Here is a 25,350-nt window from a genome sequence, read left to right on the forward strand (position 1 = left end):
CACTAAAAAAAGCGGTAGCGCCATATATAACTACAAATAAATACGCTCAGGATGAGGATGTGATAAAAAGTCATGATGAGAAATATGCCAACCATAAGCGCCAGCCTTTTCGAACATGACAACATCACCTGCCCTAATTTTTTCTACTTGCACTTGTTTTGCTAAAACATCTTTTGGCGTACATAACTCACCGCATAAAGTGATAGGTGAATCAGATTGCTCTGGTCTAGCAAATGAGAAAGGCCAAGCTTCTCGAGGAATTATTTTGAATGGATGATTGTGTTGCCACGAGGATGGCAGCCTAAAATGGTGGTTTCCTCCCCTAAGAACAGCAAACGCTTCACCATGATTACTTTTAATATCAGTAACTTCAGTTAAGTAAACACCACAATAAGCGCTTACAAAGCGACCACACTCCATAGCAATATTTATAGACGGATAGTTCTTTAACAAGCTACTCAGTTGCTCACAGTAATGAGACCAATCAAAAGCTCTTTGTTCAGGCTGGTAGGCTACGCCTATTCCCCCGCCTACATTGATGGTTCTCAACGATAAATTAAACTGCTGCTGCCATTGCAAAGCGGTGTCAATATACTTTTCAACAGCTTTAATATGGGTTATTTCATTCAGATTGTTAGAAATACAGTGAAAATGAAAACCGATAATATTCAAGTGTTCAAAGTCTGCTACCTTTTCGAGAAGTAGTTCTAACTCAGGTTGCTCAATACCAAATTGTGTTGCCTTACCTGCCATTTGCAATGTGGCATCTGGCAATGAAAAGCTAGGGTTGACTCTTAACAGAACATCAATAACTTTACCTTGCTGTTGAGCTAACCAATTTAGCCTATCAAGCTGAAGCTGACTTTCTAGATGAAAGAGCGATACATTATGTTCTAGCGCTGTTTTGAGTTCAGTCAAAGTTTTACCTGGCCCCCCGAACGCGATGGGGACATCTTTACTTATAGATCTAACTTTTATGATCTCCCCCATAGAAGCGACTTCGAATCCATATACATGCGGTAGTAAAGCTTGAAGCATTTGCTCATCACTATTGGCCTTAATTGCGTAATAAAACTGCACGCTTTCTGGTAATGGATTAAGCAACGATGAAATATGCTTATTTAAGCCCTCTAAGTCGTAGATAAAAGCGCATACCTCTTCTGATTGCGCTGCAATATAGCGCTCTACTTTTTCTATATTAATAGTCACTTGTTAAGTTCCTTTTTGAATTCAGCGATATGGGCTTTATGGGCGTTGCGTAAAATTGAGCGGTCATCCCCTAGCACAAAATTACTTACTTGCTTTGCTTGCCAAAAAGCCATCATTTGAGTTGTTCTAGGGATAGCCAGAAATGCGCACTGCTGTGCTTCACAAGCGTCTGCTATTTGCGTCACAGCATGACGAACATCTTCATGCTGTGTTTGCCAAGGCATACCTAATGACTGAGAGAGATCTGCAGCACCTTCTAATAGCGCGTCTACCCCAGGTGTCGCAGCAATCAACGCTGTATTCTCAACACCGAGTGTTGTCTCTATCATTGCTACCACAACGACCCTTTCATTCGCTTCGATTAAACTTTGCGATAAATCACGTGTGGCATATTCATTAAGTCTTGTTGAGTTAAGCCCTCGTTTACCATAAGGATGGTAATAACAACGTTCTACCAAAGCTTGAGCTTCTGACTGCGTTTCCAACATTGGCGCAACTATGCCTGTTGCGCCAGCATCAAGTAGTGGCGCAATTAAGTCGAGTCGACCTGGTGGTATTCTTACTAAAACATCGAGTGAAGCAGAGCTTGCAGCCAGGAGTACACTTTCAACATCCCGCATATCATGCAAAGTATGCTCTAAGTCGAAAATGATAAAGTCGTACCCTGCCAATGCTAACTGTTCGATAGCAACTGTACTGGGTATTGAACTAAATACTCCAAAACACTTTGAAGAACTCTTTAAGCGTGATTTCAAAGATGTTTTAGTCATTCTTGCCCCCAGTTCGTGCTAATGGATTTGCAACCGACATGACTCTCAAACGCTGCTCGGGTAAAAAGCGACGACTCGCTAACTGCTCAACATCTATTTTTGAAGCAAAGAAATCAAATACTTCAAACCTTTCACTTAAATGAGTATGGATGCTCTGATAGTTTTCTATTCGGCTTTTCACCAGAGACCAAAATGCAATACCATCTAGTTCAAAATAACGCTCTAAGAACCATCCCAACTCAGCCAAATTCACAAAACATAATGCATCTTGCGTGAAGTCTCTTAATTCATCTTTGCAATCGGTTTGTAAGAACGAGTTTGGATTTACTCTGGCATGCTCTTTGGGTGATTCAATTAAGTTTGGTAAGAGTTCAGGCTTGTCTAATAAACCAACACTAAACCTCACGCCATCATGAAAGTCTTTTAGTGCAACTTGTACAGGCAGACCTTGCTTATGGATCAGCAACATATTTTGCGCATGAGATTCCATAGCAATACCGTGTTGCCAAAGCATATGCATTACTGGGATATATACTTTATCGACGAGCTCACTCAACCAAGGAATTAAGCCATATTGCTCTACCCAAGGAGATATTAGAGGCTGTCCATCCACATCAACTTGCATCAGCCCTGTGACCGGCACAGCAGATTCGTCATTACTAATGTACTTAAAAATACTCTCACGCCAAATACAACCTAGTGCACCATATTGGGCCCGGAGTAATGGATTCGATTTAACACTTACCCCTGCAACTTCTCTGAGAATAATCGGCTTTGTGACCGACAACCAAGCATCACTTTGCGCCACTAAATTACATAACCAATCGCTTATCATGCCAGCATTAGCAATGGTATGAGGTGCAAGTACGCGAGAGGTAGATGTATTTGTAATACTTAATGCCAGCTTCACCGATAAAGCTTTCTCATCACTAAAGTCACTTAAAGTACGAATTGATTGCTGTGGTAAATAACGATGTCCCTCTACATCAAGCGGATAAACACCTTTATTACCAACGAAATAAAGTTGTGCAATATGCTGCCATTGCCAAGGGTGAATAGGTAAGAGCATGACTTTTTCAAGGCTCGTGTTGTAACCTTGAAGTTGAGATTCAATCTGTAATAGCTGTCCATCATTAAAGTGGTTTTTTGCTAATGCGTAAGGGTTATACCCCTCCCCGAAATTGGCACTCAATTCAGTAAGCTCAATCGCTACCCATTTCAAATTAAAAGGCTTGGCAAGCTCAGGGCCATATAGTGCGTTATCTTCTAATGTAAAGCCAAGTCGCGATTTAAAGCTTGGGTGGTATAAGTGACCATTCGTTATTTTAGCTTCGCAATGTGCGTAATCCATTTCCCTTAAAGGCGTAGTTTGGTTTTCTGTAGCAGCCAATACTTGCGCATGCTTTTGCATTGTATGGTGTAACTCATCATAGAATCTGAGCCATACATCATTTTCAGCCAGTTCCAGTTCAGCTAAATCTGTCATAACTTGCTTTAAAGAGACAACCTGCGTTTGCCCTGCTTGATGGCGAGTTAACGTATCTGATTCAATACGAATTCGATCAAAATGTGCGGTTTTTTTGGCGCACATTTCATATTTAAGCTGTTCACTTAATTCAATTATGAGTTTTTCACCTTGCCATTCTTGAACAAGCACTTTTTCATAAATGAGTGCCTCAATTAATTGCGTGACGACGCGTCCTTCTGACTCAGCAACCGCTCTTGAAACTCTACATTCTTCTAGCTGTAAAGGGTTCTTAATTTCAATCCACTTAGGTGTTTCTCCGCATCCATGTAACGTACTAAGCAAATTGCCTTTGGCCGGTAATGTGTCACTATTTAGTAGCGCAACCGCCAATGATTTTGCTTCATCATGACTATCAACTCTCTCTAAGAAATGACGAGTTGCTGACCATAAGGTTTGCTCTGTAATAGCATGATTACGCGCTAATGCAGATAAAACATGTGCAATATGGTTAATAACTACATAATATTTAAACCGGAACCAAGACTCTTCTTCCGAATAACTTGCTGCACTATTTACGCTTAAATTTGGTTGCTTGCCTTGTGAGATACTGCATCCTTCCATGTCCCTTACAACCAACATACTCGGCCACCCATTCTCAAAGCACATCAACGCATTTTGCAAATGCGCTTCTAAACTCACGCCTGAACGAGCAAATAATCTTAATGTCGGTAATAAAGACGCCTCTAAATAAGCGCTCCACCATTGGCTTAGAAAAGATGTATTAAGCGTAGTGTTTCGGGCCAAAGCCGCTTCTTTTAGGAAGTCAGTTAAAGGCATTTGCCCATCAATTGGAGACTCTTCAACTAGCGCACCAAGTATTTGGGTTTGTGAGCGTAAAGTGTCATTAAGGCCCTGACGATAAAGCACGGCAAAAGAGGCAGCCAATGCGTCATTCTCAATTGTTTGATATGCCAGTTCTGGCAATAACTTCAATCGTGAGATCCCATCTTCAAGACTTTGTTGAACAATGATCTCACTGGCATCTAAAGCCCTTTCTAGATGGCTAGGCGGGTTATTTCTAATAAAGTTTGTGATCCGAACATCTAAAGCCAGTTTAATGAATAACCCTTGCTCAGGTGCAAATACTGTTCTCACAGAAGATGTTGGCCAAACGGTTTCACCCATCGGCCCAAGAGAGATCATAAGGCCATCATTCAGGAAAGATTTTACCTGCTCATTTTCTAACAAATAATTAGCCTGCCAAGGGTGACAAGGCAGCAAATGATACTTTTCAAACTGCTTACCGAGTAAGGCCTTAGACTCTTCTAACATGATTGGATCGAGAGGTATTTCGTACGACTCAATCACTCTTTGCTTTAAAAACTGTGGCGCCACTGCGAAGTAATGTAACTTAAACGATGCGCCCATTTCAGGGCTGTATCGAGTCAGGTCATCAGCATCAAACCCCTGACAAGCTTTTGAAGTCACATGAAATGGATGACCAAGCAACATTCCTTGCTCTGCGGCAATAAACGCCTCTCTTGTTTGCTGAGTGTTCAGCTCTGTTTTTGTTCCCTTAACATATTGCTGGCAGTGGTACACACTATTACTCACCTTTTCATAAAATTGACTCGCTTTCTCAGGTGAACTGATAACAGCAAGTGACTGACAAAGGTGTTTGATTAAGACATCAATCTCTTCAATTACTGTCGACTTTTTTGAGTCAAGAATAGCAATTGGCATGCTGTAACTGTGGTAACCCGTTAACGAAAAATGCTGAAGATCAAATAGTACGCATATATTGTCGTGGGCAAGCCCTATAGCATATTGATAAGGACCTTCATAAGTAGATTGATGAAGGTCAATTTCTAATTCCCTGATATAAGTATTTAGATACTGTTCAACCAGTTTTGTTTCAAGTAGTGTCCATTGAGTGTTCATTGAGTTTTTACCTTAAAATTTACTTGTAGTGACCATAATAAAAAAGCCACTAGAGCAGCTGCGGCTATAAAAAAGCCAGCGGTTATCCATAAGGCGCTTTCGGCGCCGAAATAAGAAAAGCAAAGCGCTACAGCAAAGGGGCCTAAGAGCTGCCCGACGACTTGTGCGCTTTTAGCAAAACCTAACGCTTTTCCTTGTTGAGCTTGAGAGCTCATTTCATTAATTTGTGCGATAAAGCATTGAGTTTGGGACGCGAAAAAGCAGCCTTGAAGTATTCTTAAAACAGCGATTATCCAAAGCGCAGGCGCAATACCGATAAGAATGATGCACAAACCACATCCTAATGCCCCTAAAGCAAAACTTTGAGCACTTAACTTTTGCTCTATTTTGCGCCCCCAATACCCTGCTAATGAGAAAGTGCCACACCATGAAAGTGCATGGATCAAGCCTATTTGACTCGCCGTATCAACGCTTTGCCAGTTTTGTGTCATAAACAATGCAAATCCGACAACCAACGCAAATGCACCAGCATGAGATAAAGCACCCGCGATTAACCAAACCCAGATCTGCGAAGATAAAGGTGCTTTTTTTGCAACTTCAGTCTCAACTTTCTGGTCTTCATGGTTATAAGACGAAGCCCTACTTTTCAGCAGAAATATTGATATCGTTAGGCATATCAAAGATAAATAAGCGACACCCCATAACACAGTTCCCATTCCAACAGACTGCAAGCTAAATCCACCGACAATAGGACCTGTTAAACAGGCCAATGCAATGGCCTGTTGCTGTAGCGCTAATTGACGACCCTGGCTAAGTGCCAGTTCCCGGCTGAAATAAAGAGTGAGTATTAAGCCGACACCAGACAACCCCAATAAAAATCGTGCAGCAATAAAAAGCGCGATAGAATCGGACCAAGCCATGGTAAATAAAGACACCAAATAAGCAGTGAGTGAATACATAAATACAGGCTTGTATGGAAATTTATCAGCAAACATGCCAATTAAAGGGGCACTGAGTAACGCACCGATAGCTGGCGCTGATAATGCCATTGCTGACGCAAAGCCCGATACCGAATTAGATTGCGAGAGCTGCTCCAAATATATTGGCATCACAGGAATTAGTACCATTAGAGAAAAGGTCACTAAGAACTGAGTTGCCAGTACGACATAAAGTTGCTCAGTGCGCTTCACAACTTTGCTCCGGTTTCACCGTGTTTAGCTCGTATAACGGGTTCGCAATGGTAGCCATTGAACTGGGCATACCTGTTACGTCATCTGAAGCACTAAACAATGGCGCTAAAATTTCTTTAAATGGCCAACTAGGTTGTTTAATAAAATTAGACTCGGCCCAGTTACTAAACACAGCATTATTAAGCTCTGATAGCGCTTCTTGAATATCTTCAGATAATTGCTGCCAAAACTGCGATTCTTTTTCGTAAGGAGAAAACGCTTGCGACAACGCATATAAGTTTACTTGCAGCCCAAGTGTGATGAAATATTTAGATAACTCAGTTAAATTTGGTAACACCAGCGTGTTTGGTGTTTGCCAATTAATTTGATAGTCAGGCAAAGTAAGCTGATGAACAGCTAACTGGTCTGGACAAATTCTTAAAGAATCATGATCACGTAAGACAAAAACAAAATCATCTTCACTATTAATGGCGATTGACACATTTTGCCCATGACATTCAGGCGCTACCCCAAAATATAAAAACTCCAGCCCCATTTTTACAAAGTATCGACACACGTTTTTGAAAAGCGTTGTTCGACAAATTCCTTCTTGCTCAATGATATGCCAAGACTCTGGATGATTTAATGCCGCCATTGAAAGCGTGAATTTCTTACCACTTTTTGGAAAGCGCCTTATCTGGAAGCCAATCTCACCTTTGCATTGCAGCATGTCAGCATTTTCGCCTAGGCTCCACCAGGCCTGTTCATCACATAAAACAACTCGATCCGATAAAAATGTCGATCGGCTTACAATTTGCTGTAATAACTGAAAAGCACAATCTCCATTATATAAATAACGAGGAGGCATGGTTCTCATTGCCCCTAAAGGAGTGGCAATGCTCGCTAATTTTATGTGAACTGAAGGGTCATCTTGATGACAAAAGGTTCTTAGTGAACTTGTTGCATATCCGAGCTGTGTTACTAAACACAGGTCATGGGCATCTTCAATTTTTAATGCGTAGGCTGTCTGACTTGGCAAAAGAGGAAGTGCAATATAATCCCCTTGTAATTCAGCTAACTTGTGATTGATTGCCACAGCGTCATACTGACCAAGTAAGGTTTGAACAGTATCTTCATCGTTGCGAGTGAAAACTCTGGCCTTGGGAAAAGCCCACCAGTGAATATTCTGGCCTTGCCAATGCGTTAAAATGTCCTGGAGGCTTGCTTTGGCATGTGCGAAGGGGTGATTGGGTCTATCAACAACTATCGCAAACCATTCGAGTAATTCTGCATGACTTTGAACTGGTGCAGGCTGAGCCAAAATATTTACAGTTGATAAAACTTCTTGCCACTTTGATATGATCCTTTGACTATCTGAGTTTGGCCACCAATCTGCACTGATAAAATGGCTCATTAGCGAATCAAGCTCAATGGCTGTAGCTGGATGAGCTTCACTCTGTAACAAGATCTCATTACCAACAACCTTAAATGGCACCATCTGCTCTTTGTGCTCAATGCAATTAAACAATAGGCTATTTGTTTTGTTCAGACTTACTTTTAGGTAATGATTATTAATAGAGCTATGGCTTCGAAAATCTCCATAGTTTTCTAAAAAAAGTGCACTAACTAGCTTTTGAATTAAAGCCTCATGAGGGTCATACCGTTTAACCGATATAGTCATTTCTACTCCTTTATATAGCAAAGCGTTTTAACGCTTTGCTAATAAATGCATCCTAGTACTTATACTTTTTGTACTCGCATTCGCAGCTGTCTCCCTGACAATCAATACTCCCTATTACATAGCGTTTCTATGCATAAAAAACGTCTATTTATTCCGCTTAACTACAAGTATGTTGGCGTTTATTAAAAGGACTTATCTTTCATAGACAAGTCCAAACTTTCTGTGTGATTTAAAATAGAGGTAACTTTGTACCAACATCTTTAGAAATAGCAGCTTGGTAGAACCAACGCGCACAAACTATGTCATCAATAGCCATACCCATCGGATTTAAAAGAATAATTTCATCGTCATTCTCTCTACCACAAACTTGCCCGAGAATAATTTCACCTAATTCAGCATGTAACTGTTCACGACTGAACTTACCCTCTTCTACGAGCTGATTGATGACTTTTTTCTCGCGATTCGATTGATCCCAATCATCAACAATCACCTTGTCTGCTTTAACAAAAACGTCTTTTTCAATATCCATAATCGAAATATTAGAAACAAAGCACCCTTTCTTTAACCACTCATAAGGAATATAAGGTGCATCCGACACAGTACATGTCACGAGCACATCCGCTTTTTCTACCGCGGCTTGTGCAGAAGGATGAATTTCAAATTTTACTTGAGGATATTCTGGCGCAAACTGTGTGATTAATTTATCAGCAGCAATAGCAGATAAGTCGTATAAATGAATTGTCTTAATTGATTGATATTGCTCAAGTAGCGTTTTCACTTGCATTTGAGCAATCGGACCACACCCAATAATCGATACATCACTAAAATCTTTCTTTGCAAGATATTTAGTCGCAACGCCTGTTATTGCTGCTGTACGCATAGCACTGATCAGGCTGGCTTCCATAATTGCGACAGGATAATTTGTTTGCGCATCATTTAGGACAATCACCGCACTGGCTCTTGGGATCTCATATTTCGTCGGGTTGTGTTGTCTTGAACCTATCCATTTGATCCCAGCAATTGGGTTGTCACCTCCTAGGTAACAAGGCATCGCAATAATGCGATCTGCAATATGTGGGGCATCAGGCCACCTTAAGTAAGGTTTAAGGGGTTGCACAAACTCATGATTTGCATGGAGTTTAAGCCCTTCTTCAATGGCTTCAACAAATGCATTACTGTGATCTGCGCCCAACAGCTTAAGGTCTGATTGACTTAAATATCTTAACTCAGCTTGAATTGTCATTATGTTTTCCTTAATTAGACGATTGATTGTAAAGAGGGAGTTGATAAGTGGCGTTGCTTTACCATATCGAACCAAGCTTGGTCATAGACCAAATCTAAGTATCGGTCGCCTCTATCGGCAAAAAGGGTTAATACAACGCTATGTTTTGGAATGTGAGGTAATAATTTCTTTATGGCTGCTATTGCTGAACCACTTGAGCCACCAGCAAAAATGCTTTCTTCTTTTACTAACTGGCGGCATGCTAATGCTGATTCATAATCGTCGACGTAAATCACCTCATCGACTTCACTTGCATCTAATAATTCAGGGACTCTGCTTGCTCCAATTCCAGGCAACTCTCTTGGGCCAGAATGGCCGCCAAATAAAACAGAGCCTTTAATATCTACAGCTACAACTTTTAGGTTTGGATTTGTCTCTTTTAGCCTGCGGGCTACACCCATCAAGGTACCTGAGGTACTCGCGCCAACGACCAAGTAATCGATATTACTTTCCATACTGTTGACGATCTCTTCAGCCTCACCGTAATAATGGCTGCGCCAATTATCGGGATTAGCGTATTGGTTAATCCAAACAGCATTAGGGGTTTCTTTAACTAAACGCTTAACAGTATCGATACGTGTAGCTAAATACCCATTGTTTTCATCTTTCTTTGTGACTTGAACAATATTCGCACCGTAAATCTCTAATAACTTTAAATTTGTTGGCGAGATCTTTGGATCGACAACGGCTGTAAATGGCAGTGAGTGCTGTTGACAAATCATGGCTAGCGCAATAGCTAAATTACCAGATGAACTTTCAATTATATGGCTGTAGGGTGTTATCTCCCCTCTTTTCATACCTTGCTCAACCATAAACTTGGCAGGTCTGTCTTTAATACTGCCGCCAGGGTTTAACATTTCTAGCTTCGCTAAAACCGTGTGCTCTTGCTGGGGGAATAACTTTTTAAGTTTCACAGTTGGTGTATTTCCAACACATGAAAGTATGCTGTCGTAAATCATTTTCCTTTGTCTCAACAGTGATATATGAGGCGGCAAGAATACACCAAACACAAATAAGATCAATTATTATTTGCATTATCATTTAATGTAAATAATACAATAATCTTCTCCTAATAAAGTCTTGACTCATTGCAATTTAAGCTCTGATTACGAAGATATTCCTACAGATAAAAGCAAGAAAAACAGCCTTTTTAAATTCAGTTAAATCAATTCTTTTGTTTATGACAGTAATACATATAAACAATACGTCTTTTTTTAAAAAAAAATTTAATCAAACAACATAATTCTTGGATTAAGTTTGACAAAACATCTAGCCATCTATACATTCACACATCCCTTTTTATCGCTTGAATTATGCACGTAATTGTGTGAACAATGGTTGCATAATAAAAATAACTATTTCTTAATATGAGGTTTACATGCAGGCGTCTGTAAACAAGGTAGCAGCCAAGTTGTCGCTACTGCCTTTACTAACCTTTGTGGCACTCTTTTTAGGTGCAGGCTTATACCTACAATCGCAAGGCGTAGATTATGCGTTCTACCAGTTGCCTGCGCCTGTAGCAATTTTACCTGCAATCGTTATCGCATTTTGGGTTAACCGCAAACCAATCAATGACAGTGTTGAAACCTTTATAAAAGGTGCAGGTAACTCAAACATCATCACCATGTGTTTAATTTACCTACTAGCAGGTGCGTTTTCTGCTGTTGCTGGCGCAACCGGTGGTGTTGATGCGGTTGTAAATGCCGGTTTATCGCTTATTCCACCTTCAATGTTACTACCCGGTCTATTTTTAATTGCTGCCGTAGTTTCAACGGCGATGGGCACATCAATGGGTACCATAGGTGCTATCGGTCCGATTGCGTATGCCGTATCACTGAAAACAGGTATCGACCCAGCGCTTATGGCGGGTACCATAGTTTCAGGTGCAATGTTTGGTGATAACTTATCGATTATTTCTGACACTACCATTGCTGCAACGCGCACGCAGGGCTGTGAAATGAAAGATAAGTTTAAAGAAAACTTAAAGATTGCCATCCCTGCAGCTATTTTGACTATCGCTCTACTGACTTTCTTAACTCCTGAACCACAGGCTGTAGAAACCAAAGACTTTGATTGGTTGTTAGTGCTACCTTATGCGTTTATTTTAGTGCTGGCTGTTGCGGGTCTAAATGTATTCGTGGTGCTATTTAGTGGCATTATTTTCGCCGCAGCGATGGGCTTTACAGCCAATTATGAAGTCGGCAGTTTCGCGAAAGACGTTTATAAAGGCTTTAGTGATATGCAAGAGATTTTCTTGCTATCTATGTTCATTGGCGGTCTGTCTGAGTTTATCCGTGTAAATGGCGGTCTTGATTATCTGGCACATAAGATCCAAGGTTTAACGGCGTTTATCGCGAAGTTTCACCGTAAAGTAGCTGATCAATTAGGCATTGCAGCACTGGTACTGACCTCTAACCTGTGTATCGCTAACAATACAGTAAGTATCATTGTTGCAGGTCCAGTTGCTAAGAAGCTAGCTGAAGACGGAAAAATCTCAGCGAAACGCTCAGCAAGCTTGCTGGATATTTTTGCCTGCGTGATGCAAGGCTCGTTACCTTATGGTGCGCAAGCATTATTACTCGGCGCGACCTTCAAGATCAGCCCGTGGGATGTCTCAACATCATCTTTCTACTGCTTCATTTTGGCATTCACAGCAGTAGCTGTTATCTGCTTGCGCAGAAATAAAGCATAAAAACCACTTTTCTTGATTTATAGCCCCAATTTCTTTGGGGCTATATGTATACCCAAAATACCTCAAAAACAATGTTCAGAGCGCTTCTTATTAGCTCTAGAAATTGCAATGCCTCTCTACTTTCAATACTCTTTTTATACTTAACATAAGTGAATAAGCGCTTCTTTGGACGAGTTTGATTGACTTTCATACTGCGTCATCTATTTTCGATTGAGAACCATGTCTTAAAGCCAATCAATTCTCGCTGAACCTCGTCACTTGAAGTAATTTGGGTATATAATTCACATCATCTACCCTCTGCGAATAATTTATTATGAATCAAAACACCCGCTTATTAGCCTCACTCGCACTATGTAGTTCTTTTTCTGCTACTGCGGCGAATTGGAGCGACACGCAATTTCACTTTAACTCTGGCGATGTAAAAAACCCATTTAGTCAGCAAAGTGCGCAAACACAAATTTATTCTGTGCAGCATGCATCTGGATATGACTATGGTGATAACTTCTTTTTTATCGATTTTACTAAAGATGATTTAGATGACGGCTTTAATAACAATGACTTTTATGGCGAGTGGTATTCAAGCTTCTTAATGCCAAAAGCGTGGCAACCAAATGTGAATTCAGCAATGCAAAGTGCCAGCTTTGTGGCGGGTATTAATGTGTCTGGCGATGCCAAAGTCATTAAGTATTTACCGGGCGTAAAGTTAAACTGGAAGGCATCAGGATTTGATTTTCTTTCAACGACTTTTACGGCGTATATTGATGACAGTGAAGGCGTTGCAAAAGGCGGCGCGCCTACTCAAAGTGACAGCTGGATGTTCGATGTTGCTTGGGGCATGCCATTTAATATCGCAGAACATAAGTTTTACTTTACCGGTCATGTGGAATACATTGCCAGTCGTGAAGATGAATTTGGCAATGATGTAAAAGGTTGGATCTTAGCTCAGCCTGCTGTGCGCTGGGATATAGGCCATGCTTTGATGGGCAAAGAAAAACAGCTTATGCTTGGCGTTGAGTGGCAATGGTGGCGTAACAAACTTGGCACAGATATCACTGAGTCTTCACCGCAACTCCATGTTGTTTGGCATTTCTAATTTTTGATTTCTAATTTACGAAGATGTGGGGCAAGTAGCCCCGCATATTTACATTGAGTATTGAAATACACGCCTAATTGCACTTCTAGCAAGGCCGTTTTTGCAAAAACGAGCTGAGCATATTCTTTATTGGTTTTTTGCTTTTCCAAAAAACTCATATTGTCTGTAAACGCAAAATCAACACGTCCCTTTAGCAACAAATTAATGCCCTGCTCGACTGTCTCTACTGGCACAATAATCCCACCAGCTTGCTTTAATTGCCCTTGTATACCTTCGGTAATCGTTGCTCGTAACATGGCTAAACGTTTGTGATTAAAGTATTTGAAATCTTGCCAAGCAACCTGCTGTAGTTTGCTAATAAAACCGAGCAAAACTTTATCTTCACTGAGGGGAATGCGTTCAATAAATTCGCTCGGTGCCGGCGGGTAAAAACTTAGACACCAATCCGATTTAGTCAGCTGAGTTTGCGCTCTTGCAGGTGGTAGAAATCGAGGACGTAACTTAATAAGTTTTAGGTTTGCTAATTTTCTTTCTAAAAGCTCATAGGTGATACCATAGCTTTGCTCTGACTGCGTAATAAAGGGTGGGTAATCAATCGCTATTACATCTACTTTATGGGTACTTGCAAAGCTCTTAAAAGACAATGCGCAGCAAATAACAATTAAAATCCAATAAAACATACACCTTCCTTTATTCTCTGCTTAACCATAGCATAGCCCTGAAACTTTCTAAGTATTATTGCCACAAAAAACGCGCCTATTGGCGCGTTTTTTTATCTCTTAAACTTTAACCTGGGTAGGTGTAGCTTGATTGCAGACCTAGTGGAATACCTAGACCCCAATAAGCCAGTAAGAACAAGCTCCAACCGATTAAGAAAGCAATTGAGTAAGGTAGCATCATCGCAATCAATGTACCGATACCTGTGTCTTTCACATACTTCTGACAGTATACAACCACTAGCGGGAAGTAAGGCATAAGCGGTGTAATGATGTTTGAGCTTGAGTCACCAACACGGTAAGCCGCTTGGCTTAAGTCTGGTGAAATACCAAGTTGCATTAGCATAGGCACAAAGATTGGACCTAGTAACGCCCACTTTGCAGAGCTTGAGCCAACAAATAAGTTAACAAATGCAGTTAAGAAAATGATACCAATCACAGTGATGTAACTTGGTAAAGCAAGTGCTTTAAGTACTTCCGCACCTTCAATTGCCAATAATGCACCAAGGTTTGACTGGCTGAACGCAGAGATAAACAAGGCACAGAAGAACGCCATAACAATGTAGTAAGCCATACTGCCCATTGCTTTACTCATGGCATCAATCATGTCTTTCGATGACTTAAAAGTACCAACCATGAAACCAAAGATGGCACCAGGGATCCAAAATAGTAAGAAGATAAGTGGCACAATTGATTGCATAAGCGGTGCACTAAAATCAGTCAGTGACCCATTCGGACTGCGAAGAGCTGAGTCTTCACCGCTTGATGCATAAGCTAATAATGCAAGACCTGCAATCATCACTGAAGATGCAACCAAGAATGCTTTACGCTCTTTAGAAGTGACTTCATCAAAAGAAGGTAGGTTGTCAGTATCGCCATCTACTTTTGTTGATTGTAAACGTGGCTCAATGATTTTATCAGTGATGTACCAACCTAGTAGGATGATAAATACGCTCGACGCAGAGGTGAAGAACCAGTTGTTTAACGGGTTAACCGCAATTGTTGGGTCAATGATTTGTGCAGAGCTTTGTGTGAAGCTTTGTAGTAATGGGTCAATACCAGATGGTACGAAGTTGGCACTAAAGCCACCACTTACGCCTGCAAATGCCGCAGCAATACCCGCTAGAGGGTGACGGCCCATGGCATAGTAAATTACACCCGCAATTGGAATAACCAATACATAACCTGCATCAGTGGCTGTGTGGCTCACGATCGCGATTAAAATAATTGACGGTGTTAGTAATGCCTGCGGCGTGCGCTTAAGCATCATTTTTAAGCCAGCATTGATATAACCTGAGTGCTCAGCAACACCCACACCTAACATAGCTACTAGTACTACACCTAATGGTGCGAAGCCTGTGAAAGTTTTAACCATTGAGGCTAAGAAACCTGCCAGTGCATCACCGCTTAACAGATTGTGTACAACGATTGCTTCGCCAGTACGTGGATCGATTGCATCGAAAGTCGTACTTGAAAATAACCAAGAAAGTAACCATATTAATAACATGGCAGATAAAAAGATAATGGCTGGATCAGGTAGTTTATTGCCTACCCGTTCGATACCATTAAGAAACTTGGCCACAGCACCGGTTGGCTGAGCCGTATTCGCTTGTTGAGTCATGCTTTCTTCCAATAAAACAAAATTACTTAACCTTAACTTAGATTGCTACTATCAAGCAAGATAACGTCCCCAAAGGCAATACGATCCGCTTAGTTAATAACCATAAAATTATTTTTTTGCGTTATCGCAATAATTAGGAATTAAAATTCCACTACAATATGCACAAATCATTAAAGGGATCCGACTTACCATGATAGATATTGATGATTCAGTGCTTAAAGACATTAAATCTGGTTTTAATCTTCCACCTAAACCAGAACTGCTGACTCAGCTTCAGCAAACGCTCAAAGATCCAGAGCCTGATTTGAATGACATCGCAAATTTAATCTCAACCGACGTTGCGACTTCAGCAGCCGTATTAAAAGTCATTAACTCACCAAGCTATGGCCTTGCAAGAACCATTACTGATATTCGCCAAGCGGTGATGTTTTTAGGTTTAAACAGTATCGCCACACTTGTGACGGGTTTCTTGCTAAAACAAGCGTTCGACCAAAAAAGTTGTTGTATCAAACTTGAGCGCTTTTGGGATACAGCGACAGAAATTGCTGATGTCGCAACGTTAATTGGCAAGAAAATAAAATCTAAAGTGCCTACCGAAAACCTGCATATGTTAGGTTTATTCCATGACGCAGGTATTCCAGCGCTTGCAGTAAAATATAACAACTATGTAAAAGTGCTCGGTGCAGCAAACCGAGATTATGATAAAAACTTAGTTCAACACGAAGAAGAAGCCTATAAAACCAACCATGCGGTGATCGGGTACTTCTTAGCGAGCAGTTGGCACCTACCAAAGAGTACTTGTCAGCTTATTTTACGCCATCACGATGCCGAGTATTTCACTGAAAAGCACACAGACGAAGAGCACATGACCCTCGCGACATTAAAAATGGCCGAAAACCTTGTGCATACTCAAAAACGTTTTATTGCCGACCCTGACTGGCCATTTATCAAAGACAAAGTGCTAAATGCGCTCGAATTGGAAGAAGATGATTACCAAGACATCAAAGAAGATGTTGAAGATTATTTTCAAGAGAAGTTTGGTTAGTTTTTAAAAGCTAATTATTTTAACGTTTAGAGCTAACAACTCAGTTAGCTCTACTCTTATCCTTCCCGTATATTAAATTCATTTAACCAGAACTTTAGTTGTTTTATCCCAACAAGGTTTCCTACTACCACAAAAATATGTATATTGTATTCAATATTTATTATTGAGCAGATAACAATGAAAATAAGAGCATTTGCATTAGCGACCAGTGTCGCACTTGGCCTTGTTGGCTGTAATACCCTTGATACCAAAAACACATCAGATGAATCAAAAGCGTCTATTGTCGTCGTAAGTGATGAAGCCCAAATTGCGGTGCAAAACATTGTTAACGCAGAGCTTGATACTTTATGGAGCACTCAATTTGATCATCACCAAGCAGGTTTGTTGCTTGCTGTCTCAGAAGCCATTCGTGAAGAAGTAAAACTATATGGCTTAACAGGCCAAAAATTAGAGCGCTTAACCTATTACCTTCGCATTTTTAGTAGCTTTGGTCCTGCTAAAGACTGGCAAGCAGGCACTGCTGAGTCATTAAACCAAGCCTTACTTGCCATTGCTGAGCATAATGACTTTTACACCATCGACGAGACGATTGCTCGCATTCATGAAAACTACGCCACTGCACTATTTCGTTTATACTTCAATGAGGCGCTACAAGGTAAAACTGCCGAGCACATTCAACCACTCAGCCAATTAATTGCGCTTTACGGTGAAAGCGCATTGCCTCAAAGTAATACCTCTAAGGGCAAAGCCGTCGATTACGCGATGTGGGAAGTACTAAGAGCCGGCGCAGTCCTGCTTTATGAAGCAAGGCGTAAAAATAAAGAAGCATTTTCGGATGCCGTTCAACAACAAAGCCTTTTACAAACCACATTAGTTAATTTTATTAGCAGCAAAAATTCAGTACGAGAGGGAGATGACTGGCCTAAGCAACACGCACTATGGGCGCTAGCTCAGCATTACAACTTATACGTCACGCAGTATTGGAACGAATACTACACCTTAGACGAAGAAGCCCAAAAGAGTCTAAACGACGATAAAAGCAGTTTGCCAGTTGAAGCTGAACTAGAAAAGCTCGACAACCAAGTTTGGCAAGCGCTTGGCAAAGACAGTACGCTTACAGAGCTTGAAAAGCAGACTCTGTACAGCATTCCTTATGTGGTGACGTCATTTAGAGGTAAGTCAGAGTGTAGTGAAGCACCGTTAGAAGGTCGTTGTATTGAACCTAAAATTGCCGATGTATTACCGATTAAACATGAGTGCTCAAAAAGTGCTTACATCTTAGCGCAAGCGATGAGCAACAAAGAGCTCAATAATTCATGTCAGCGTCTAAATGAGCAAGTTGATACCTTCCATGAGAAACTCGCAACGCAACGCCAACCTGTAGCGAATGATTTCAACGACCAACTTCGTATCGTGATCTTTGACAACCACGCCGAGTACAACCGCTGGGGCCAACTTATCTTTGATATTCACACTGACAATGGCGGCATGTATATCGAAGGTACAACCCAAGACCCAGATAACATCGCAACCTTCTATACTTTCGAGCACTTTTGGGTGCGCCCTAAGTTTGCGGTATGGAATCTAAATCACGAGTTTGTGCATTATTTAGATGGCCGCTTCAATAAGTACGACACGTTTAACCATTTCCCAAGCAACATGGTTTGGTGGTCTGAGGGCTTAGCCGAATATATTGCTGAAGGCGACAATAATCCGCGCGCATTTAAAAAAGCGTTTGAGCTTGATGAGAAAGACTGGCCGAGCCTACAAGAGGTGTTCGACACTGAATATAAAGATGGGCAAGACCGCGTGTATAAATGGGGTTATTTAGCGGTGCGCTTTATGTTTGAAAAGCACCGTGACGATTATTTAAAGCTGGCGCACTTCTTACGCACCGACTTCTTCGATGGCTATAAAAAGCTGCTAGATGAGTCTGGTAAAAAATATGGCGCTGAATTCAAAACTTGGTTGCAAGCACATAAAGCAGATCAAACAAAAGACGAAGCTAAAACAGATCCGAAAAAGCCGCGTCAGTTTTATCGCTATACGTACAAAGACTACTTACAACCTAAACATTTAGTTGAAGACAAAGCACATATGCATTGGCAGTACTGGCATGAAAATGCGCTAAAAGCTAAGCAACAAGATTAACAATTTCCCTTTGAGTTAACATTGTTCATTACAGTGTATTCAAGGCCATCTTCGCAAGTAGATGGCCTTTTTTACTTTTTAAAGCACCCAACTCAATAATTGCTTAGCGACATAAAAACTAGCACCTATAAAGCCTGCATTTATTAGGGCTCTGACAAACCAAGGTAATGCGCCATATCTCAGTTTTACGGCTTCACTCAGAACTACAGTGAGTCCCATGAAAGCAAACCACGCAGTCAGCAAAATACTGCTTTGCTGCTTTACCAGCATAATGGCTAAATCGTGTAAAAAACCACTGACGAAGAAAGTCGCAACGACCGCAATTGACTTGCCAAAGAAACGTTTAATTGGCTGATAAACAAATTGGGATAAGTAGTAGCCCCACACTGGATTCCAATATTGCCAGAACTGAGCAAAAGAGCTTGCACCTAGAGAGCGAGATAACATGTTTTTTAAAGAGTCAGCATGGCCTAAGGGCACGCCATTACGTAGCTTTACGAACTGCGCCAAAGTGATTTTAGTTGCCATTTAGTCTCCTACTAAGCTCAACTACTGATTCTACCCTATCGCAAAAACAAAAAACCGCGAAATAATCGCGGTTTTTTATTTTAATTTGACAGTTAAAACTCAGGTCAAGCTAAGCCTTTAACTTGCTCCCAGATATTAACAACGTGAGTTTTGTCATCTTCTGTGAGTTCGCCATTGCGATACGCTTTGACCAAACTTTTTTCGATTTGCTCGTTTAGCTCTTCAGGTGTTAAATCTTCACCCTCAACCTGTGCGTAACCGACAGCCAAGTCAAAGTGACCACGCAGGTAACCACCAGCGAATAGTTCATCGTCACTGGCTCTATCTACTAAATCATCAAAAAACTGCTGCGCTGACTCTACGTATTGTTGAAATAACATTTTATCTCCTAGTTTAATTCTTCGTGGCCAACGGCATACATCACGTGGTCGTTATAGCCTGTGATCACTTTGATGTAACCACTTAATTCTTTATCTAATGCTTCATCACCAGTATCGGCGATGAGCGGTCTGCCATTCAGCGCTTGCAGCTTGGTCTTTGTAGCAATGACCAAAATATTCTCTTTGCCAATTTTGCGAATGAGCGCTGGGCTTAATTGTTGGTTACCACGGCCAAAGATGTGGCCTTGCCCACCAATTAAAGTTATCACTAATTTGGTTGACATTTTTTCAGCCGCAGCCAATAAATCTGCAGCAATCATGTCTTGACCTATCAACTCATGATCACAGATAAGGTCTACGCCTAATAAGGTGTTCTGAAGGCCAAGCTCTTCCATAACAGCTGCAACTGTTGAGCCTGAGCCCATGATATATTGCTCATCATCTTCCATCTCACTGATCACGTAAGCAGCAATATCCGCAAGCACCAATTCATCGCTCTCTTTACCGCCATTTTTAACGCTTTGCACATAGCGTAACTCGCTTGGTACTTGCATTTCGCCGTAGCGTTTCGCTTTTACCGTACCTTGACGAAATGCCTCTTCGTCAATGTCCATCACGTCGGCTTCACCTAAAGTGACAAGCTCACCTTTTACCAGCATATCGACGACTCGGCCCGCAGCCTTTGGTGTAATTGCATATACGCCAGAGTGAATTTTACAGCCAGCAGGTACACCTAAAACAGGAATTGAGTCATCAACGGCAGCACAAATATTACGCGCAGTGCCATCGCCCCCTGCGAATAGGATCATATCAACACCTTCGGCTAACAGCGCTTTTGCTGCTGCTTCAGTGTCTTCAGGGGTTGTCGGAGTGGCACTTTGATAAGCCACATACGTCTCAAAGCCCATTTCTTTAGCCAGTCGCTCGCCCATTTCACCATTGACGGTATAAACATGGATGTTTGCTTGGTTTTCTTTTAGTTGTTCAAGGGCTAATGCCGTTCGAGCATTGGCTTTTGGCTCAGCACCTAATGCCATCGCTTTGGCTGCGGTGTCACTGCCATCACTGCCTTTTAGTGCTACACTTCCACCCAAGCCTGCAACTGGGTTAATGATCAATCCTAGTTTAAACTGCATCTAAAAACTCCTCTGGGCACTGCCAATCAAACTGTGCTTCAGTTAACGGCCATGGGGTTTTATAAAAGTCACTCAGTGCTTTTAATAACTCTTCGGTGCGAATGTTAAAGCCCTTTTCTAATAGCTCGAACACTTGTGCCTGTACGCGCTTTTGAAAGCTAAAACGACAGGTTTGCTCACCATTTAAATTGTCGACCGACACATTAAATTCAAACCCAGCCGCTGCGCTTAACGCCCACTCAATCGCCTGCGGTTTGATTTCGACTTTTTCAAACTCATGTTGTTGCTCTGCACTTCGACCGTCAGGACAATACCAATACCCATAATCTTCAAGCTCGCGACGACGCTCTCCTGCCACTAACCAATGGGCGATTTCGTGCAGCGCACTGGCATAAAAGCCATGGGCAAAAACCACTTGGTTGTATGGGATGTCGGCATTTTCAGGGAGGTAAATCGGCTCATGCTCACCTTTTATCAAGCGCGTGTTGTACGCTTCAGAGAATAGGCCATCAAAGATTTGCGTCAGTTCTGAAATGTGATGCGATATTGGGTTTGTCATTGGGTGTATCAAAGGGGCTAAAGATCCTAAATGATAGTGTCGATAATTGCGCCGCATTGTAAGGTTTTTTACCGTGAAAGTAAAAATGAGCCTCATCCATTTCTGTTGATATGAAAAAAGGCGTCTGACGACGCCTTTAGATTCAAAACAATGTAGGGAAATAACTGTTTGTATAACTTAGTTATCTTGTTATTAAGCTGGCTTTTCTGTCGCCTTTAAGTTGTCATCAGCGCTAGATTCATCCGCTTTTACAGCCTCTGGCTCCACTGCAACTTTTTCTTCTTCAGTCTTAACTTCTTCAGTTAGCGTTTCGATAACGTCTTCTGCTTCAGCAACCACTTCAAGTTCAGGCTTAACAGTCTCTGCTGGCATTAAGCACTCAGCAGGCGTGAAAACAGGATTGTCGTTCGCGAACGTTGCTAACTGTGAACACAGGTTTTCAATCCCCATCTTGTTCATGTAAGTGAAAGGACCGCCTAAGAATGGTGGGAAACCGATACCAAAGATTGCGCCGATATCACCATCGCGTTCGTTAGCAATAATGCCTTCATCTAAACAGCGTGCTGCTTCATTTAGCATTAAAGACACACAGCGATCTGCGATTTCTTTCTTATTCAAGCGTGGACTTGGTGTTACACCAAGTAACTCGTATACAGACTCATCGACTTTCTTGCCTTTTTTGTCGTACTTGTAGAAACCACGACCTGTCTTACGACCTAAACGTTTGCTGTCGATTAAACGGTTAAACGCATCGGGTGCTTTGAAGCGATCGCCCAGCTCTTTTTCAAGAATTGGTGCAATCTTAGAGCCGATGTCGATACCTACTTCATCAAGTAATGCCAGTGGGCCAACTGGGAAACCAAATTCAACCAGTGCGGCATCAATCTTCTCAATTGGCTCACCTGCTAGCAATAGATTTGCCGCTTCGTTCACGTAAGGCGCTAAAATACGGTTTACGTAGAAACCTGCTCTGTCTTTTACCACGATAGGCGTTTTGCCTTGCTTACGGGCAAATTGTACCGTACGCGCAATGGTTTGCTCAGAAGTGCCATCGTGAGGAATGATCTCAACCAATGGCATTTTTTCTACTGGTGAGAAGTAATGTAAGCCAATGATGTTCTCTGGGCGTTCTGCTTTTTCAGCAATTTGCGCAATCGGCAGTGACGACGTGTTACTAGCAAAAATAGTTTCTGCTGAACAGTTTTGTTCAATTTCAGCCACCATACTTTGCTTAAGGTTTAAGTCTTCAAACACCGCTTCAATCACCATATCAACGTGCTTAAAGCCCGAATAATCGGTTGTGCCCGTAATGCGGTTCATAGTTTGCTGCACATCGGCATGAGACATGATGCGACGCTTCTGACGCTTAGATAAAATCTTGTAGCTGTAGTTTAGTGCATTGCTCACACCTTGCTGCGCCACGTCTTTTACGCGCACTAAGGCTTTCGCTTTAACCGCACTTACATGGGCAATACCTGCGCCCATTAAACCACCACCAAGTACCGCTGTACGCTTCACTTTTGCAACATCGTCTTGGTAGTCTTTTTTCATTTCAGTGGTCGCGAAGAAAATACCACGAAGTGACTTTGACACCTCGGTCATTACTAAGTCAGCAAACCCTTCTGCTTCCGTTTTGTAGGCTTTCATTGGATCAAGCTCAACAGAGGCACGCACAGCTTTAATGATGTTAATTGGTGCAGGATAATGGCCGCCGGTTTTCTTTAGTACACCTTCTTCTGCTTTTTTGAAGATGATATTACGACCAAATGGGTTTGACTCAAGCGCCCAGCTTAACTTATCTAACTTAGGCTGAGATGGTTTTGCTTTGCCTTTTGTAGCAAACTTGGTTGCCACATCAAGCAGGATACTTTGTGGTACACAATCATTCACAAGGCCTGTTTTTTTAGCTTGCTTAGCACGTACTTGCTTACCTGTAAGCATCCACTCTAGCGACTTTTGAATACCCACTAGTTTTGGTAAACGTTGTGTACCGCCGCCACCAGGTAATAAACCTAGCTGTACTTCTGGTAAACCTAGTTTCGTGATGTCGCTGTCTGTACATACACGGTAATCACAGGCAAGGGCAAACTCTAGGCCGCCGCCTAATGCTGCACCATGGATTGCAGCAACCGTCGGGTATGCTTGATTTGCCATAGTGAAGAAAGCTTGCTGACACATTTCTGATAGCTCTAACGCATCATTACGCGTTTTTGCACTATCTAGCATTTTGATATCAGCACCTGCGATAAAGTTATCTTTTTTACCACTGATGAACACCATACCTGTAATGTTATCATCACGGCCCTGCTTTAAGATTGCCGATAGGTCATCAGCAAAACTTGCACGCAAGGTATTCATTTTCTCATCGGCAACATCAATGGTTACAACTGCAACCTTGCTATCCGTTAGCTCATAACTAAATACTGACATTATGCACTCTCCAATACGAAGGCCGCACCAAGACCACCTGCAGCACATGCAGTTGTCAGTGCCAACCCGCCACCACGGCGTTTTAATTCATTTAAGCTCTGTGTGATAAGACGTGCGCCAGTCGCTGCAAATGGGTGACCATAAGCCAGTGAACCACCGTTAACGTTAAACTTATCCATATCAATTTCACCGATCGCTTTCGAGCGACCCAGTTTTTCTTGCGCAAACTTATCACTGCCAAACATCTTCATGTTCGCAAGTGCTTGCGCAGCAAATGCTTCGTGCATTTCAATTAAATCTAAATCTTGTAAGGTGATCCCCGCTCTGTCTAACGCGATAGGCGTTGAGTGCGCTGGACCCATTAGCATATCTTCGTGTACGCCAATTGCTGAGAAACCAAAACTACGAACATAACCAAGGATCTCATAACCAAGCGCCTTAGCTTTACTCTCACTCATCATCAGTACGGCTGCTGCGCCATCTGTTAATGGTGTGGCGTTTGCAGCAGTTACAGAGCCATGTTGTCTATCAAACACAGGACGAGGCTTTGCATAACCTTCAATGGTTGAGTTATGACGAATGTTGTTATCTTGTTCGATGAAAGACTTATAAGGTGGTACATGTGCCGCCATCACTTCGTCAGCTAGTAGCCCATCGTTCCAAGCTTTACTTGCTAATGAATGTGAACGGTGTGCTAATGCGTCTTGATCCGCGCGGCTAATACCATGGGTTTTAGCCATCTGTTCAGCCGTTTGGCCCATAGATAAACCAGTTGAATACTCAGCCACAGCTGGCGGTACAGGTAATAAATCTTTAAGACGAAGTTTGCTGAAGATTTTCAAGCGCTGGCCTAATGTACGCGCTTTGTTTAAATCAACTAAGCTACCAGCTAGCTTTTTACTTACACCAATTGGCAATACAGAAGAAGAATCAGCACCACCTGCAATACCAACATGGGCGTTACCCGCCACAATTGACTCAGCAACGTTGGCAATGGCTTGGAAGCTGGTCGCACACGCTCTAGATACTGAGTAGGCATCGACCGATACTGGCATACCTGTGCCTAATACAATTTCACGCGCGATGTTTGGCGCTTCAGGCATTTGTACTACTTGACCAAAAACCAGTTGATCAATTTCATTTTTATCAAAGTTAAGACGCTCAAGCATCTCATTAACGACAAGTTTGCCTAGGTCTAGCGCTGGAACATGGTGAAATGCTGTTGCCTGCTTGGCAAATGGGGTACGAAGACCGCTGACAATCGCGATTCTATCGCCTTTTCTTGTTTTTAGTATGTTTTGTTCAGACATTGAATTTGCTCTCCCGCTGACAGGTCTGACCTGTTGAATTTACATCGATTCTAAACAACCAACAAAAATATGCCAATAAAAATTTTAATTCGGCTATAAATTGAGCACCAAACTCAACCCTAGATGTTTTTTTAACCAGACGCAAAATATCTTTACAAAACAAGGGAAC

Annotated in this window: 19 protein-coding genes; 4 read left to right on the top strand and 15 right to left on the bottom strand. The window is 41.8% G+C overall.

Going from position 1 to position 25,350, the window contains the following annotated elements; all coding sequences use genetic code 11:
• Positions 1-30 precede the first annotated feature (30 nt).
• From ACXAC4_RS11870 to sbnA, 7 genes are all read right to left on the bottom strand, one after another.
• Entirely contained in the window at positions 31-1,209 is a 1,179-nt protein-coding gene (locus ACXAC4_RS11870) for a type III PLP-dependent enzyme (RefSeq protein WP_475161804.1), read from the bottom strand.
• Entirely contained in the window at positions 1,206-1,979 is a 774-nt protein-coding gene (locus ACXAC4_RS11875; RefSeq protein ID WP_475161807.1) for an HpcH/HpaI aldolase family protein, read from the bottom strand. The genes ACXAC4_RS11870 and ACXAC4_RS11875 overlap by 4 nt, the downstream gene beginning before the upstream one ends.
• The gene (locus tag ACXAC4_RS11880; RefSeq protein WP_475161809.1) at positions 1,972-5,388 is read right to left on the bottom strand and encodes an IucA/IucC family protein; all 3,417 of its coding nucleotides are present in this window, start codon (positions 5,386-5,388) and stop codon (positions 1,972-1,974) included. The genes ACXAC4_RS11875 and ACXAC4_RS11880 overlap by 8 nt, the downstream gene beginning before the upstream one ends.
• A complete protein-coding gene (locus tag ACXAC4_RS11885; protein ID WP_475161810.1) occupies positions 5,385-6,578 on the bottom strand; it encodes an MFS transporter in 1,194 nt (397 codons plus the stop codon). The genes ACXAC4_RS11880 and ACXAC4_RS11885 overlap by 4 nt, the downstream gene beginning before the upstream one ends.
• Entirely contained in the window at positions 6,565-8,238 is a 1,674-nt protein-coding gene (locus tag ACXAC4_RS11890) for an IucA/IucC family protein (RefSeq protein WP_475161811.1), read from the bottom strand. Before ACXAC4_RS11890 ends, ACXAC4_RS11885 begins: the two co-directional genes overlap by 14 nt.
• Before the next feature lie 229 nt (positions 8,239-8,467).
• Positions 8,468-9,481, bottom strand: coding sequence for a 2,3-diaminopropionate biosynthesis protein SbnB (gene sbnB, locus ACXAC4_RS11895; RefSeq protein ID WP_475161813.1), 1,014 nt, complete (start codon positions 9,479-9,481; stop codon positions 8,468-8,470).
• A gap of 14 nt (positions 9,482-9,495) precedes the next feature.
• On the bottom strand, positions 9,496-10,479 hold the full coding sequence (sbnA, locus tag ACXAC4_RS11900; RefSeq protein WP_475161814.1) for a 2,3-diaminopropionate biosynthesis protein SbnA: 984 nt from the start codon (positions 10,477-10,479) through the stop codon (positions 9,496-9,498).
• A 419-nt stretch (positions 10,480-10,898) separates the two neighbouring features.
• On the opposite strand from sbnA, the gene ACXAC4_RS11905 reads away from it, so the two are divergent.
• Together ACXAC4_RS11905 and ACXAC4_RS11910 are read left to right on the top strand one after the other, a co-directional pair.
• Positions 10,899-12,212, top strand: a complete 1,314-nt coding sequence (locus ACXAC4_RS11905) for a Na+/H+ antiporter NhaC family protein (RefSeq protein WP_475161817.1) — start codon at positions 10,899-10,901, stop codon at positions 12,210-12,212.
• Between the two features lie 313 nt (positions 12,213-12,525).
• Positions 12,526-13,305 carry a nucleoside-binding protein gene (locus tag ACXAC4_RS11910; protein ID WP_475161818.1) on the top strand — a complete coding sequence of 260 codons (780 nt, stop codon included), beginning with the start codon at positions 12,526-12,528 and terminating at the stop codon, positions 13,303-13,305.
• Here ACXAC4_RS11910 and ACXAC4_RS11915 read toward each other — a convergent pair.
• Positions 13,302-13,985 carry a hypothetical protein gene (locus tag ACXAC4_RS11915; RefSeq protein ID WP_475161821.1) on the bottom strand — a complete coding sequence of 228 codons (684 nt, stop codon included), beginning with the start codon at positions 13,983-13,985 and terminating at the stop codon, positions 13,302-13,304. The genes ACXAC4_RS11910 and ACXAC4_RS11915 overlap by 4 nt on opposite strands.
• A 106-nt stretch (positions 13,986-14,091) precedes the next feature.
• Complete coding sequence (locus tag ACXAC4_RS11920; RefSeq protein WP_421963124.1) at positions 14,092-15,642, bottom strand: AbgT family transporter; 1,551 nt, start codon at positions 15,640-15,642, stop codon at positions 14,092-14,094.
• A gap of 190 nt (positions 15,643-15,832) precedes the next feature.
• Here ACXAC4_RS11920 and ACXAC4_RS11925 point away from each other — a divergent pair, with 190 nt between their 5' ends.
• Together ACXAC4_RS11925 and ACXAC4_RS11930 are read left to right on the top strand one after the other, a co-directional pair.
• Complete coding sequence (locus ACXAC4_RS11925; RefSeq protein ID WP_475161822.1) at positions 15,833-16,687, top strand: HDOD domain-containing protein; 855 nt, start codon at positions 15,833-15,835, stop codon at positions 16,685-16,687.
• A 177-nt stretch (positions 16,688-16,864) separates the two neighbouring features.
• Positions 16,865-18,838, top strand: a complete 1,974-nt coding sequence (locus ACXAC4_RS11930) for a collagenase (protein ID WP_475161825.1) — start codon at positions 16,865-16,867, stop codon at positions 18,836-18,838.
• Positions 18,839-18,916: 78 nt separating this feature from the next.
• Here the strand turns inward: ACXAC4_RS11930 and ACXAC4_RS11935 are convergent, their stop codons facing one another.
• The 6 genes from ACXAC4_RS11935 to fadI all read right to left on the bottom strand — a co-directional run bounded on the left by ACXAC4_RS11935 (position 18,917) and on the right by fadI (position 25,181).
• Positions 18,917-19,366 (bottom strand): MBOAT family O-acyltransferase, encoded by a 450-nt coding sequence (locus ACXAC4_RS11935; RefSeq protein ID WP_475161828.1) that lies wholly within the window; start codon positions 19,364-19,366, stop codon positions 18,917-18,919.
• A 104-nt stretch (positions 19,367-19,470) separates the two neighbouring features.
• Complete coding sequence (locus ACXAC4_RS11940) at positions 19,471-19,746, bottom strand: YfcL family protein (RefSeq protein WP_138562204.1); 276 nt, start codon at positions 19,744-19,746, stop codon at positions 19,471-19,473.
• A gap of 8 nt (positions 19,747-19,754) precedes the next feature.
• Entirely contained in the window at positions 19,755-20,882 is a 1,128-nt protein-coding gene (locus tag ACXAC4_RS11945; protein ID WP_475161831.1) for an ATP-NAD kinase family protein, read from the bottom strand.
• Positions 20,872-21,441: an elongation factor P hydroxylase gene (locus ACXAC4_RS11950; protein ID WP_475161833.1), complete on the bottom strand. Its 570-nt coding sequence runs from the start codon at positions 21,439-21,441 to the stop codon at positions 20,872-20,874. Before ACXAC4_RS11950 ends, ACXAC4_RS11945 begins: the two co-directional genes overlap by 11 nt.
• 192 nt (positions 21,442-21,633) lie before the next feature.
• Positions 21,634-23,871: a fatty acid oxidation complex subunit alpha FadJ gene (fadJ, locus tag ACXAC4_RS11955; RefSeq protein ID WP_475161835.1), complete on the bottom strand. Its 2,238-nt coding sequence runs from the start codon at positions 23,869-23,871 to the stop codon at positions 21,634-21,636.
• Entirely contained in the window at positions 23,871-25,181 is a 1,311-nt protein-coding gene (fadI, locus tag ACXAC4_RS11960; RefSeq protein ID WP_138562208.1) for an acetyl-CoA C-acyltransferase FadI, read from the bottom strand. Before fadI ends, fadJ begins: the two co-directional genes overlap by 1 nt.
• Between the last annotated feature and the right edge of the window lie 169 nt (positions 25,182-25,350).

Source organism: Pseudoalteromonas sp. AWM4_233 (assembly GCF_056158285.1).

Coding starts and splice junctions, on each gene's coding strand:
- ACXAC4_RS11875 (WP_475161807.1), bottom strand. CDS start 1,979: ATGACTAAAACATCTTTGAAATCACGCTTAAAGAGTTCTTCAAAGTGT.
- ACXAC4_RS11880 (WP_475161809.1), bottom strand. CDS start 5,388: ATGAACACTCAATGGACACTACTTGAAACAAAACTGGTTGAACAGTAT.
- ACXAC4_RS11890 (WP_475161811.1), bottom strand. CDS start 8,238: ATGACTATATCGGTTAAACGGTATGACCCTCATGAGGCTTTAATTCAA.
- sbnB (WP_475161813.1), bottom strand. CDS start 9,481: ATGACAATTCAAGCTGAGTTAAGATATTTAAGTCAATCAGACCTTAAG.
- sbnA (WP_475161814.1), bottom strand. CDS start 10,479: ATGATTTACGACAGCATACTTTCATGTGTTGGAAATACACCAACTGTG.
- ACXAC4_RS11905 (WP_475161817.1), top strand. CDS start 10,899: ATGCAGGCGTCTGTAAACAAGGTAGCAGCCAAGTTGTCGCTACTGCCT.
- ACXAC4_RS11910 (WP_475161818.1), top strand. CDS start 12,526: ATGAATCAAAACACCCGCTTATTAGCCTCACTCGCACTATGTAGTTCT.
- ACXAC4_RS11915 (WP_475161821.1), bottom strand. CDS start 13,985: ATGTTTTATTGGATTTTAATTGTTATTTGCTGCGCATTGTCTTTTAAG.
- ACXAC4_RS11920 (WP_421963124.1), bottom strand. CDS start 15,642: ATGACTCAACAAGCGAATACGGCTCAGCCAACCGGTGCTGTGGCCAAG.
- ACXAC4_RS11925 (WP_475161822.1), top strand. CDS start 15,833: ATGATAGATATTGATGATTCAGTGCTTAAAGACATTAAATCTGGTTTT.
- ACXAC4_RS11930 (WP_475161825.1), top strand. CDS start 16,865: ATGAAAATAAGAGCATTTGCATTAGCGACCAGTGTCGCACTTGGCCTT.
- ACXAC4_RS11935 (WP_475161828.1), bottom strand. CDS start 19,366: ATGGCAACTAAAATCACTTTGGCGCAGTTCGTAAAGCTACGTAATGGC.
- ACXAC4_RS11940 (WP_138562204.1), bottom strand. CDS start 19,746: ATGTTATTTCAACAATACGTAGAGTCAGCGCAGCAGTTTTTTGATGAT.
- ACXAC4_RS11945 (WP_475161831.1), bottom strand. CDS start 20,882: ATGCAGTTTAAACTAGGATTGATCATTAACCCAGTTGCAGGCTTGGGT.
- ACXAC4_RS11950 (WP_475161833.1), bottom strand. CDS start 21,441: ATGACAAACCCAATATCGCATCACATTTCAGAACTGACGCAAATCTTT.
- fadJ (WP_475161835.1), bottom strand. CDS start 23,871: ATGTCAGTATTTAGTTATGAGCTAACGGATAGCAAGGTTGCAGTTGTA.
- fadI (WP_138562208.1), bottom strand. CDS start 25,181: ATGTCTGAACAAAACATACTAAAAACAAGAAAAGGCGATAGAATCGCG.